The 13,346-nt window shown below is 64.2% G+C and carries 9 protein-coding genes and 1 pseudogene; 7 read left to right on the forward strand and 3 right to left on the reverse strand.

Annotated features, from left to right (window positions below; genetic code table 11):
• Positions 1–56: 56 nt before the first annotated feature.
• The 3 genes from ISS99_RS14555 to uvrA form a co-directional block, all read right to left on the reverse strand.
• Positions 57–1,526 carry a DUF4139 domain-containing protein gene (locus ISS99_RS14555; RefSeq protein WP_204632312.1) on the reverse strand — a complete coding sequence of 490 codons (1,470 nt, stop codon included), beginning with the start codon at positions 1,524–1,526 and terminating at the stop codon, positions 57–59.
• A gap of 80 nt (positions 1,527–1,606) precedes the next feature.
• Positions 1,607–2,041, reverse strand: a complete 435-nt coding sequence (locus ISS99_RS14560; protein WP_204632313.1) for an acyl-CoA thioesterase — start codon at positions 2,039–2,041, stop codon at positions 1,607–1,609.
• Positions 2,038–4,935: an excinuclease ABC subunit UvrA gene (gene uvrA / locus ISS99_RS14565; protein ID WP_204632314.1), complete on the reverse strand. Its 2,898-nt coding sequence runs from the start codon at positions 4,933–4,935 to the stop codon at positions 2,038–2,040. The genes ISS99_RS14560 and uvrA overlap by 4 nt, the downstream gene beginning before the upstream one ends.
• Before the next feature lie 217 nt (positions 4,936–5,152).
• Between uvrA and ISS99_RS14570 the strand changes: the two genes are divergently transcribed.
• The 7 genes and pseudogenes from ISS99_RS14570 to ISS99_RS14600 form a co-directional block, all read left to right on the forward strand.
• A complete protein-coding gene (locus ISS99_RS14570; RefSeq protein WP_204632315.1) occupies positions 5,153–5,680 on the forward strand; it encodes a DUF2059 domain-containing protein in 528 nt (175 codons plus the stop codon).
• A 223-nt stretch (positions 5,681–5,903) separates the two neighbouring features.
• A complete protein-coding gene (rplU, locus tag ISS99_RS14575) occupies positions 5,904–6,218 on the forward strand; it encodes a 50S ribosomal protein L21 (protein ID WP_204632316.1) in 315 nt (104 codons plus the stop codon).
• 20 nt (positions 6,219–6,238) lie between these two features.
• A complete protein-coding gene (gene rpmA, locus ISS99_RS14580) occupies positions 6,239–6,496 on the forward strand; it encodes a 50S ribosomal protein L27 (RefSeq protein ID WP_204632317.1) in 258 nt (85 codons plus the stop codon).
• A 197-nt stretch (positions 6,497–6,693) separates the two neighbouring features.
• A complete protein-coding gene (cgtA, locus tag ISS99_RS14585) occupies positions 6,694–7,782 on the forward strand; it encodes an Obg family GTPase CgtA (RefSeq protein WP_204632318.1) in 1,089 nt (362 codons plus the stop codon).
• Positions 7,783–7,808: 26 nt separating this feature from the next.
• Complete coding sequence (locus ISS99_RS14590) at positions 7,809–9,278, forward strand: DUF3375 domain-containing protein (protein WP_204632319.1); 1,470 nt, start codon at positions 7,809–7,811, stop codon at positions 9,276–9,278.
• Complete coding sequence (locus ISS99_RS14595) at positions 9,265–9,936, forward strand: DUF4194 domain-containing protein (RefSeq protein ID WP_204632320.1); 672 nt, start codon at positions 9,265–9,267, stop codon at positions 9,934–9,936. The genes ISS99_RS14590 and ISS99_RS14595 overlap by 14 nt, the downstream gene beginning before the upstream one ends.
• Positions 9,926–13,345 (forward strand): annotated as a pseudogene (locus ISS99_RS14600) (ATP-binding protein); the annotation flags it as partial. The gene ISS99_RS14595 and the pseudogene ISS99_RS14600, both read left to right, overlap by 11 nt.
• Between the last annotated feature and the right edge of the window lies 1 nt (position 13,346).

The raw sequence follows: 13,346 nt of genomic DNA on the forward strand, positions 1-13,346 counted from the left end.
GCATCATTTCACAAACCGTCACGGCGGCGAAGATCCGTGACGGTGTCTGCGCGCGATCAGGATTGCGGCTCGTCGCCGGCCGTCCAGGTGTAGTGCACGGCATAGTCGAGTACGGCCTTGCCGTTGGCAGGAACGTCAACCTTGAAATCCAGCGTATCGGTGCTCTGTTTGCTCGGCTTGGTACTGGAGGAAGTCAGCGCCCAGGTCCGCCAGCGATTGGGATGTTCGCGCACGGTGACGGTGCGTGCGTCGCTACCGGCATTGGTCAGCGTGATGCGGAAAGCTTCGTCCATGGTGCGGCCGGCCTTGTCGACGTGAAAGCTGGTGCGTTCGCGTTCGCCACGCAGGTCGAAGGCGCTGCCCAGGGTGATCGTTGCATCAGTGCCCTTGGGCGTGTCGTTGATGCGACCTTCGCCGATGAATTGCGGCACGCCGTTGCGATCGGCAGCGAGCACGCGCAGGTAGCCGGCCGGCAGGCTGTCGAAGGCGGTCAGGCGCAGCGTGCTGGTGATTTCGTTGTTGCCGGAGGCGTAGTCATCGCCGATCATCGGGCGCGGCGGAAGCCAGTTGCCGCCGTTTTCGTAAAGCGCCGTGCGCTCGCAGCTCACGCTGCGCGTGGCGTACAGCGGTACCTGGCTGATGCTGCCGTCGGGAAGATCCACGGGGGCGGGCAATACGTAGCTGCGGTATTCGTCCATCTGTACCTGCTCGGGCATGCTGGCCTCCATCGCTACCGGAGCCTTTGCGGCCATGGCTCTCATCATCATCGGGCGCGGGCCGCTCGGTTTGGCAAAGTTCGGTTCGCCGGCGATGAGCGTGAGCTTGGCATCGTGCCAGTCGCGGCCGCTGCGGTTGGCGATGCTGGCGCGCGATTCGAACTGCATGCTGCAGCTGCTGCCCGGCTGCAAGGTGGCGACGTAAGCGGCTCGCCAGCCGATGCCGGAGGTGGGATAGCTGAGCACCGCGGCGGCATTTCCGGAACGCGTGGCATCCACCCGCAGACGCAGGCTGGAACCCGCGGGGAACTGTCCGCTTTGCGTGTTTACCGCCGCATAGTTGCGTACCAAGGTGGTGCCGCCACCAGCATTGCTTACGATCAGGCCGTCGTTTCCGGCGCGCAGCAGGGTGCCGCTCGCCAGCGATTGCCCATTGGTGCCGAGCACGTTGATGTTGCTGCCGGTCAGGTTGGTCAGTGCTGCGTTCGCCCCCTGGCCGAGCAACAGGCGTTGCGAAATGACCTTGGCATCGCTGCCGGGGAAACCCAGCGCCAGCGCTTCGGCATCCAGGTTGTTGGGCAAGTCGCCCAGCACCACGTCGTGTACGCCGGACTGCAGATTCACGTCGCGCCGTTCGCGCACCACGGCGTATCCGTCATTGACGGCGTCTTCGTCGCCGTTGCTTGCGTAAAGGCTGGCGCTGTCGCTGCGATACAGCGTAATGGTCGCGTTGTCGGCGGCCTGGGCCAGCGATGCGCTGCAAAATACCGCGCAGGCGAGAGCCAGGGCGGTGCGGTGCTGAATCGTCATGGTGCGCTCCATCGGCAGGGATTCCACCCCATCATAACGAGCGCGCACGGGTGTCGCGTGTGCACGCGACGCCCGTTTAATCAGGCCGTTGCCGCGGCTTCACGAACGGCTTGCGGCAAGGCGGCGGCTTTACCGGTGGCCGGATCCATCCACACCATCACCACGTGCCCGTCGCAATAGAGCTTGCCGGCATCCGCCGCATCCACGATGCGATGGCCGATCGTCATGGAGCTGTTGCCCATGCGCGAGCAATACAGCTCCACGCTCAGCTGCGCCGGCCACTCGATCGGCAGGCGGTAGTTGATCTGGCTGGCGGCCATCACCGGCACGCAGTGCTCGTCCATCCAGTTGCCGCCAAGATGCTGCAGCCATTGCAGGCGCGACTCTTCGAGGAAGGTGAGGTAGCTGGAATTGTTGACGTGATTGAACGCGTCCAGGTCGCGCCAGCGCACGCTGATCGAAGCGGTGTGCAGCGGCGTTGCCGTTGCGTTGGAATCGTTGGAAACCGTGGTCATGAGGCTACTTTGCGTTTTTGTTTGGTCTTGCCGTTACCGCTTTCGGCCTTGGGGCGTACGGTCTTGGCAGGTTTCAGGTGCGAGGCGAGGAAGCGTCCGGTATGCGAGCCGGGTGTTGCCGCGACCGTTTCGGGCGTGCCTGTGACGAGGATCCGGCCGCCGCCCGAACCGCCTTCCGGCCCGAGGTCGACGATCCAATCGGCGGTCTTGATCACATCCAGGTTGTGTTCGATCACCACCACGGTGTTGCCCTGGTCGACCAGCTGATGCAGCACGTCGAGCAACTGCTCGATATCGTGGAAGTGCAGGCCGGTGGTGGGCTCGTCGAGGATGTAGAGCGTGCGGCCGGTTTCACGCTTGGACAGTTCCTTGGACAGCTTCACGCGCTGTGCTTCGCCGCCGGACAGCGTGGTGGCGCTCTGGCCGAGCTTGATGTAGTCCAGGCCCACGGCGCGCAGGGTATCGAGCTTGCGCGCGATCACCGGCACGTTTTCGAACAGCTTGGCGGCGTCTTCCACCGTCATGTCGAGCACGTCGGCGATGGTGTGGCCCTTATACAGGATTTCCAGCGTCTCGCGGTTGTAGCGCTTGCCGTGGCAGACGTCGCAGGGCACATACACGTCCGGCAGGAAGTGCATCTCCACCTTGATCATGCCGTCGCCTTCGCAGGCTTCGCAGCGGCCGCCGCGCACGTTGAAACTGAAACGGCCGGCGGTATAACCGCGCGAGCGCGCTTCCGGCACCTGCGCGAACAGTTCGCGCAGCGGCGTGAACAGGCCGGTATAGGTGGCGGGGTTGGAGCGCGGCGTGCGCCCGATCGGCGACTGGTCGATGTCGACTACCTTGTCGAACAGCTCCAGGCCTTCCACCGATTTGTGCGCTGCAGGCTGCACGCTGGAACCGTTCAATTCCGCCGCGGCCAGCGCGAACAACGTGTCGTTGATCAGCGTGGATTTGCCCGAACCCGATACACCCGTTACGCAGGTGAACAAACCGGCAGGGACAGCGAGGTCGACGTGCTTGAGGTTGTTGCCGCTGGCGCCTTTCAAATACAGCCACGAATCCTTGTCGAGCTGCTCGCGGCGCTCCGTGGGAACCTTGATCTCGCGCTTGCCGGAGAGGTATTGGCCGGTGACCGAGCGCGGCGAGGCGAGGATGTCTTTCAGCGTGCCTTGCGCCACCACTTCGCCGCCGTGCACACCGGCGCCGGGGCCGATGTCCAGCACGTGATCGGCGGCGCGGATGGCGTCTTCATCGTGTTCGACCACGATCACCGTATTGCCCAGATCGCGCAGTCGCGTGAGCGTGCCGAGCAGGCGCTCGTTGTCGCGCTGGTGCAGGCCGATCGAGGGCTCGTCCAGCACATACATCACGCCGACCAGGCCCGCGCCGATCTGCGAGGCGAGGCGGATGCGCTGGGCTTCTCCGCCCGACAGCGTATCGGCCTGGCGATCGAGCGTGAGGTAGTTAAGGCCCACGTCGTTGAGGAAGCTCAGGCGCTCGCGAATTTCCTTGACGATCTTCACCGCGATTTCGCCGCGCCAGCCGGTGAGCTTGAGCGTGTCGAAGAAGTCCAGAGCGTCGTCGATCGAGCGTGCGGTGAGCAAAGGCAGCGGCTGGTCGGCCACGAACACGTTGCGGGCGGAGCGGTTGAGGCGTTGGCCGCCGCAGTCGGGGCAGGGATGGTCGCTGATGTACTTGGCCAGCTCTTCGCGCACGGCCGGCGATTCGGTTTCTTTGTAGCGGCGCTCGAGGTTGGGCAGGATGCCCTCGAAGGTGTGCTCGCGCGTCACTTTGCCGCCGCGTTCGGTGAGATAGCGGAACGCAATCGCTTCGTTGCCGCTGCCGTAGAGCACGGCCTGCTGCACCTTGTTCGACAATTTTTGCCACGGCGTATCGACGTCGAAGCCGTAGTGATTGGCCAGCGACAGGATCAGCTGGAAATAATGGGCGTTGCGCCGGTCCCAGCCGCGCACCGCGCCGCCTGCCAGCGAAAGCTCCGGATGGCCGACTACTCGGTCGGCAGAAAACACCTGGGTCACGCCCAGACCATCGCACTTGGGGCAGGCGCCCACCGGCGAGTTGAACGAGAACAGGCGCGGCTCCAGTTCCGGCAGCGAGTAATCGCAGACCGGGCAGGAGTAGCGCGAAGAGAACAACTGCTCGCTCGCCTTGGGGTCATCCATGTCGACCACGATCACCAAGCCGTCGCCCAGCCGCAACGCCGTTTCGAACGATTCGGCCAGGCGCTGCTTGATGTCGTCGCGCGGACGGAAGCGGTCGATCACCGCTTCGATGGTGTGCTTCTGGCGCAGCGTCAGCGGCGGTACCGCATCCAGGTCGTAGACGGCGCCGTCCACACGTGCGCGCACGAAACCCTGTGCGCGCAACTGCTCAAACACCTGCACGTGCTCGCCCTTGCGTTCGCGGATCACCGGTGCCAGCAGCATGAAGCGCTTTTCCGGATCCAGCGCCAGCGTGCTGTCCACCATCTGGCTGACCGTCTGCGCTTCCAGCGGAATGCCGTGATCGGGGCAGCGCGGGGTGCCGACGCGCGCAAACAGCAGGCGCAGATAGTCGTAGACCTCGGTAATGGTGCCCACGGTGGAGCGCGGGTTGTGCGAGGTGGACTTCTGCTCGATCGAGATGGCCGGCGACAGACCCTCGATGTGGTCCACGTCCGGCTTCTCCATCATCGACAGGAATTGCCGCGCATAAGCAGACAGCGATTCCACGTAGCGCCGCTGGCCCTCGGCGTAAATGGTGTCGAAGGCCAACGAGGACTTGCCCGAGCCTGACAGGCCGGTGATCACGATCAGCCGGTCGCGGGGCAGGTCAAGGTCGATGTTCTTGAGATTGTGCGTGCGGGCGCCGCGAATGCGTATGGTGTCCATGACGCGTCGATATTGGGGAATCGGTCAATATAGCAAGTCGGTCCGCCCGGACTGTGATCAGGCGGGATGAGCATGCTGACAACGTTCTGTCAGCAGAAACGTTTAGACCCTCACTGAGGCCTGCCCGCACCTTTGCTAACAGACCCTAGGCAGCGCGCGGACGGGCCCCTATGCTCGGCCGCTGTTTCCCGATTTCCATTTCAATGGAGAGTGCGACATGTCGGCTGGCAAATGGGTTCTGGGTCTGGGTGTTTGTCTGGCGTTGGCGGGGGTTCCCGCGATGGCGGCCCAACCCAGCGAGGCGCAGGTGCGCCAGTTGATGCAGGTGATGGACGTGCCCGGCCAGTTCACCGTCATGAACAATCAGATGGCCGCGATGATGAGCCAGCAGCTCCCTTGCGTGCCGGCCAGCTATTGGCAGACCTATATCGACAAGAACGGCGTGGCCCAGCTCGAGACGGCCATGATCCCGGCCTACCAGCATCATTTCACCGCGGACGAGGTGGACGGCCTGATCAAGTTCTATAAGTCGACGCTGGGCCAGAAACTGGTGGCCCAAATGCCGGCGACCATGGCCGAGGCCGCCCAGGCCGGCCAGCAATGGGGGCGCCAGCGCACTTCGGACATGTTCTCGGAGCTGCAAAAGCAGGGCAAACTGGACGCCCAGGGCCGCTGCCCGGCGACCAGTTCCGACGGCGGGTCCGCCCAGCCATCCCCCGCGCCAGGTGCCGGCTCAGGGCAGTAAGCGTGGGACGCCCTTAGTAGTAGGTTGGGTTAGCGCAGCGTAACCCAACGTTTTTGCTGGCTTTGTTGGGTTACGCTCCGCTAACCCAACCTACAACGGCGGAGTCCAGGCTCATGCTGGTCAGTTGTTGACCAGTAAGTCCCTTTGTCGCTAAAATCCTCAGTTCGCTGCGCCCGATAGATGCGCTGCGAACCCAAGAGAATAACGACAGAAGGGCTCAAACATGAGTTATGCAGTCATCAAGACCGGCGGCAAGCAGTACCGCGTCCAGCAGGGCGACGTCCTGCGCGTGGAGTTGCTCAACGCCGAAGAAGGCGCCAGCGTGAAGTTCGACCAGGTGCTGCTGGTCGGCGCCGGTGAAACCATCACCGTCGGTGCCCCGACCGTGGCCGGTGCCACCGTGAGCGCCACCGTGCGCAAGCATGGCCGCGCCGACAAGGTCCGCATCATCAAGTTCCGCCGCCGCAAGCACCACAAGAAGCAGCAGGGACATCGTCAGCATTTCACCGAAGTCGAGATCACGGGCATCAACGCCTGATATAGCCGGAGTAAACAGTCATGGCACATAAAAAAGGCGTAGGTTCATCCCGCAACGGTCGCGATTCGAACCCCAAGTACCTCGGCGTGAAGGTGTACGGTGGCCAGGCCATCGAAGCCGGCAACATCATCGTGCGTCAGCGCGGCACCCAGTTCCATGCCGGCACCGGCGTGGGCCTCGGTCGTGACCACACCTTGTTCGCACTGGTCGATGGCAAGGTCGAGTTCAAAGTCCGCGGCGAGAACAACCGCAGGTACGTCAACGTGGTCAAGGCTTAAGCCTCCGCCACGTCCAAACGAAGGCCCCGCCCTGGCGGGGCTTTTGTTTTCTGGAAGCAGGGAACGGGGAACGTGCGGTTCTCCAGTTGATATGATCCCCGTCGGATGGTTCCCGGCTTCTTTCAAATATTTCGTTTCGCCCAGCTGCAGGTCGCTTTGCTTCCTGTTCCCCGTTCCCCGTTCCCCGTTCCCCAATCATGAAATTCGTCGACGAAGCAATCATCAAAGTCCAGGCGGGAGACGGCGGCAATGGCTGCATCAGTTTCCGCCGGGAAAAATTCATCCCGTTCGGCGGCCCCGATGGCGGCGACGGCGGTACGGGTGGCTCGGTCTGGCTGATCGCCGACGAGGGCCTCAACACCCTGATCGACTTCCGGCACCAGCGCAGCTTCAAGGCTCAGCGCGGCCAGAACGGCATGGGCAGCGACATGTACGGCAAGGGCGGTGACGACAACACCATCCGCGTGCCGGTCGGTACGGTCGTCACCAACGTCGACACCGACGAAACCATCGGCGACCTCACCACGCACGGCCAGCGCCTGCTGGTGGCGCAGGGCGGCAAGGGTGGCCTGGGCAATATCCATTTCAAGACGTCGGTGAACCGCGCGCCGCGCAAATCCACGCCGGGTACCCCCGGCGAAATGCGCGAGCTGAAGCTGGAGCTGAAACTGCTCGCCGACGTCGGTCTGCTGGGCTTCCCGAACGCCGGCAAGTCGACCTTTATCCGTGCGGTGTCGGCGGCTACGCCGCGCGTGGCTGACTACCCCTTCACCACGTTGCACCCCAACCTGGGCGTGGTCAGCCTCGGCACAGACCAGAGTTTCGTGATCGCCGATATTCCCGGCCTGATCGAAGGCGCTGCGGAAGGTGCGGGCCTGGGTATCCAGTTCCTGCGCCACCTGACGCGCACGCGCCTGCTGCTGCATCTGGTCGATATCGCGCCGATCGACGGTTCCGACGTCGTCGAGCAGGTGCACGCCATCGAGCACGAGCTGGAAAAGTTCGATCCCGAGCTGATGCAGCGTCCGCGCTGGCTGGTATTGAACAAGGAAGACGTACTGCCTGAAGACGAACGCCAGGCGGTCGCCGAAGACATCGTCAAGCGCCTCGGCTGGACCCAGCCCTGGTTCCTGGTTTCGGCCATCGCGCGCGAAAATACCTTGTCGGTGTGCCAGCAGGTGCAGCGCTTCTTCGAAGCGCAGCGCCAGGCACGCGAGGGCCGTACCGACATGCTGCCGGGCGACGTGCGCCTGCGTGGCGAAGCCGCGCGCGACGAGGGCGAATAATCCATCCGGGAGGGATCACGCAAGGCATGAAGTTGCAAGCACGTATCGCAGGCTATCGGCGCCTGCGTGATCAGCCCTTGTGGCGGCTGCTCGCCGCCGACCACGCTCCCGAACTCGTCGGATTGCTGCAGACCCTGTTGCTGGATGGCGAACGTCGCCTGCCGGGTTCGATCCTGCACGAGCGTCTGCAGCATCATCTGGATGCGATCAATGCCTCCGACCTGCCGCGCGAATTGCCGCGCACGGCCCAGGCCTATGTCGCGCATTGGCTGTCGCAGGGTTACCTGGAACGGCGCCTGCCCGAAGGCGCCAGCGAAGAGGAATACGAACTCTCCGCCCAGGCGACCCAGGCCGTCCGCTTCATCGCGGGCCTGGAAGCGTCGCGCAGCACGGCCACCGAGAGCCGCCTGTCGCTGGTCATCCAGCAGCTCGTGCAATTGGCCGAGCAGACCGAAACGGACCCGACCGCACGCCTCGACGCGCTCTACGCGGAACGCGATCGCCTGGACGCGGAAATCGCCCGCGCGAGTTCCGGCAAAGTAGCGGCCATCGACGGCAAGCGGGCAGTGGAGCGCACCCGCGAGATCATCCAGCTCGCCGACGACCTCACCGAAGATTTCCGCCGCGTACGCGACGACTTCGAGCAGCTCAACCGCGAATTCCGCGAACGCATCATCGACGACGAAGGCGAGCGTGGCGACATCCTCGACCGCCTGTTCGAGGGCGTGGACCTGATCGGCGACAGCGAAGCCGGGCGCAGCTTCAATGCGTTCTGGAGCCTGCTCAACGACGCCGAGCAAAGCGCGCAGCTGGACGCAGCGCTGGAAATGGTGCTGTCGCGCAACTTCGCACGCAAACTGCAACGTCACGAGCGGCAGTTCCTGCGCGGGCTTACCGGCGTGATGCTGGAGCGCGGTAGTCACGTCCACGACGTCATGCAGAACTTCGCCCGCAGCTTGCGCGGCTTCGTGCAAAGCCGCGGCTATCTGGAGCAGCGGCGCCTCAACCAGTTGCTCAAGCAGGCGCAGGCCGAGGCACTTCAATTGCGCGATTCGGTACAGGCGCGCCAGCGCACGCCTTATACCCTGCAACTGACGACCAGTCGCCTGCGTTCGCTTGCGCAGTGGCGTTTGCACGATCCCCGCCACGCACGCGTCGACGGCAGCATCGCACGCAGCGAAGGGGCGGCCATTTCGCTCGACAGCGTCGGCGACCTGGTGGCGCAGTCGGAAATCAACTACCGCGGCTTGCGCCGCGACCTGCACGAGCTGCTGGCCACGCACGAGCAGCTCTCCATCGCCGGCGTGCTCGCCCGGCGCCCGGCCGAACAAGGCTTGGGCAGCATCATCGGTTACCTGTCGCTGGCCACGCGGCATGGCGTGGTGGCCGATGGCGAGCACGAAGCCATTACCTGGCAGGGCAAGGACGGCAGTGAGCGTCACGCCCGCATTCCTCTCGTTTGGTTCCTGAAAGAGAAGCGCCATGAATTTGCTTGAGGACGATATCGTTCTTGCCGAACCCGTGGCGGAAAAGCCCAAGGGCGCCGCGCTGTTCGACGGCGACACCGGCAGCCTGCCGCTCGATGCGCGCCGCGCGCTGTGCATGCTGCTGGCCGGGCCAAGCCTGGATGCCGGCCGCCACAGCCAGCTCTGGACGGCGCTGTTGCGCCAGGAAGCGGCCATTCGCGCGCGCTTGTGCGAGCTGTTCCTGGAACTGGTCATCGACCGCGACGGCGGCGTGGCCTTTACCCGGCAATTCGACACCGGCGAACTGGAAACGCCGGTGCTGCTGCGCACCTCGCCGCTCACCTTTATCGATTCGGTACTGCTGCTGTATTTGCGCCAGCAACTGGCCGAAGCTGAAGCCCGCGGCCATCGCGCCGTGGTGGAAGAGGCCACCCTGGTCGATGCGCTGTCGGTCTACGAAAAAAGCGTATCCACCGACCGTGCCGGTTTTGCCAAGCGCGTGGCTGGTGCCATCACCAAGATGAAAGACAACCACATACTGGACAAGCTGCGCGGCAGCGACGAGCGCTACGAAGTGTCGCCAGCGCTGAAACTGCTGTTCTCGGCAGAAGACGTGCAGGCGCTGGCGCAGGCTTATCGCGAATTGCGCGAAGCGGACGAGGGTGAGGAGAAGCCGGATGGCGAATGAGAAGAGCGCGCCGCGAAAGACGCGCGCCAAGGCGGTGCGGGCCCCGAAGCCGGTGGTGCCATCGCTGTTTCTTTCCGATCTGCCCGATCCGCGCGACGAACAATTTCGCATGCGCCGCCTGCAGGTGTTCAATTGGGGCACCTTTACCGGCCTGGTCGACGTGCCGATCGCCGAAAAGGGATTCCTGTTCGTAGGCCGCTCCGGTTCGGGCAAATCCACGCTGCTGGATGCGATGTCGGCCCTGCTGGTGCCGCCCAACCTGGTCGACTTCAACGCGGCAGCGCGCGAGGCCGAACGTAGCGGGCGCGATCGCAGCCTGGCTTCGTATGTGCGTGGCGCGTGGGCCGATCAACAGGACAGCAGTTCAGGCGAAATCGCCACGCAGTACCTGCGCAAAGGCGCCACCTGGTCGGCGCTGGTGCTCGAATACCGCAACAACCTCGGCGCCACGGTCAGCCTGATCCGCATGTTCTGGATCAGCGGCAACAGCTCGGCCGCCGCGGACGTGCAGAAGCACTACATGGTGACCGAGCGTTCCTTCGACGTGGCCAAGGATCTGCAAGGTTTCGACCTGGATCGCCGCCGCCTGAAGACGCGCCTGGGCGAGGACGTGCATCACTTCGAGACCTTCGCCGCCTACGCCGAACGCTTCCGTCGCCTGCTGGGCATCGAGAACGAGATGGCCTTGAAGCTGCTGCACAAGACGCAGTCGGCCAAGAATCTCGGCGATCTGAATCAGTTCCTGCGCGGCTTCATGCTCGACGAGCCGGAAACCTTTGGTGCCGCCGATCGCCTGGTGACGGATTTCGGCGAGCTGGATGCCGCGCACAAATCCGTGGTGATCGCGCGCGAGCAGGTGGATACGCTGGTGCCGGCGCGCAGCTCGCACGAATCGCTGCAACAGTTGCGTCGCGCCACCAGCGAGTTGAAAGAGCTGCAGCAAGGCATCGACCTTTATCGCGAGCAGCGCCGCCTGGTCTTGCTGGATGCGCGCCTCGCCGACATACAGGTACAGGATCAGGCCCTGGCCGGCGAGCTGGCGCAGCGCCGCCAGTCGCTGGAAAACCACGATCAGAAGCTGGCCGATCTGGAACGGCAGCGGCGCGAGCAGGGCGGCGATGCGATCGACCAGCTCGAGCGCGAACTGGAACAGGTTATTCGCGAGCGCGACGAAAAGCTGCGTCGCCGCAACAAGGTCGAGCAGACCTGTCGCGAACTGGGCTGGACCATTCCAGGCACCGCGCATGGCTTTGCCGAACTGGCCGGACAGGCGCGCGAGCTGATTGATGGCGCACGTAGCCGCGCGGTGGCGCTGGAAGAGCGCATGGATACGCTCAAGCGCGAGCGCGACCAGGCTGCGCAGCGCTTCACGGAAGTGCGTTCGGAAATCGAAGCGCTGAACCGCAACCCTTCCAATATTCCTGCACCAACCCAGGCGATGCGTGCCCGGTTGTGCCAGGAACTGGGCCTGTCCGAGAACGCGCTGCCCTTTGTCGGCGAGCTGATGCAAGTCAAATCCGAGCACGCCGCCTGGCGCGGTGCCATCGAGCGCGTGCTGCACGGTTTTGCGCTCGGTCTGGTGGTGGACGAGAAGCACTACGGCGAAGTGTCGGGCTGGGTCAACAAGACCCATCTTGGTGGCAAGCTGGTGTACTACCGGGTGGGGCGCGGCGAGGTATTGAACAGCCGCAAGCTGGACGGCAAGTCGATGCTGCACAAGCTGGAGCTGCGCGACCACGCGCACCGCGACTGGCTGTCGGCGGAGCTGTCGCGTCGCTTCGACTATAGCTGCGTGGATTCTGCTGCAGCGCTGAAAAATGCGGACCGGGCGATCACCCGCGAAGGCCAGGTGAAACATCCGGGCGACCGCTATGAGAAAGACGACCGCCGCGCCGTCGACGACCGCCGCCACTGGGTGCTCGGCTTCGACAACCGCGACAAGCTTTCCGTTTACGAGAAAGAAGGACAGCAGTGGGCGCAAGCCATCGCCAAATCGGATGAAGGCTTGAAGGCGCTGCGTGAGGACAACGCGCGCGAAGGCGACCGTCGCGTGCTGGCCGGTGCGCTGGCCGGTGCAGAGTGGGAAGAGATCGACGTGGCGCCCAAGCTGCAGCGCCTGGGTGACATCGAGGCACAGCTGAAGCAACTGCGCGAAGGCGATGCCACGCTGCAGGAGATCGCGCAGCGCCTGGATACCGAGCGGGAACTGCGCCGCCGTGCGCAAAATGCGTTCGAAGATACGGCCGGGGAACGTAACGCCTTGCAGCGCGAACGCAACGGCCTCAACGAGAAGCGCGACACCTGCGAGCAGAAAGCCTCGCAAGCCGCGCTTACACCCTTGCAGGCGCGCGGCCTGCCCGAACGACTGCCGGCGCATCCGCCGCTCTCGCTGGACAATCTCGCCGACCAGTTCCGTACCTTGGAACGCGGTCTCCACGAGGCGCTGAACGGCCAGGTCGACGAAGACAACCGCCTGGTGCAGCAGACCGAGGAGTGCTTCCGCAGTTTCTGCCGTCGCTGGCCACAGGATAGCGGCGACTTCACACCCAATCTCGATTCGGCCGAAGGCTTCCTGGCCCGCCTGCGTCGCCTGGAACTGGATGGACTGCCCAAGCACGAGGCGCGCTTCTTCGAGCTGCTGCAAAGCCAGAGCAAACAGAATCTGCTGGTGCTGCAAAAGCACGTGGTCGAGGCGCGCAAGTCGATCACCCAGCGCATGGAAGAGGTCAACGAAAGCCTGGAGCGTGTGCCGTTCAACCGCGGCACCTTGCTGCAGATCGAGCTGACCGATCGCGGCCTGGCCGAAGTACGCGAATTCCAGCAGCAATTGCGCGACGTGCTTTCGCATAACCAGACCGAAGACCGCGCGCTGGCCGAGAATCAATACAGCGTCCTGCGGCAACTGGTAGCCAAGCTCGCCGCCGATGATCCGGAGCACAAGCGCTGGCGCGAGCTGGTGCTGGACGTGCGCCAACACGTCGAGTTCGTGGGCGTGGAAGTGGAGGCCGATACCCGTCGCCAGGTAGAGGTCTACCGCAGCGGCGCGGGCAAGTCCGGTGGCCAGCGGCAGAAGCTTGCCACCACCTGCCTGGCCGCAGCACTGCGCTACCAGCTCGGCGGCGACGACGGCCATTTGCCGCGCTATGCGCCGGTGGTGCTCGACGAAGCCTTCGACAAGGCCGACAACGAATTCACTGCGCTGGCCATGAACATCTTCGAGAACTTCGGTTTCCAGATGGTGGTGGCCACGCCGCTCAAATCGGTGATGACGCTGGAGCCGTTTATCGGTGGTGCCTGCTTCGTCGACATCACCGGCCGTCACGATTCGGGCGTGTTGCTGATCGAATACGATCAGGCCGAGCGGCGGTTGGCATTGCCGGAGCGCGCACGCGAAGCGGAAGCCGTGGTTT

This window comes from Dyella mobilis (assembly GCF_016904945.1).
In the GTDB taxonomy this organism is placed as follows: Bacteria; Pseudomonadota; Gammaproteobacteria; order Xanthomonadales; family Rhodanobacteraceae; genus Dyella_B; species Dyella_B mobilis.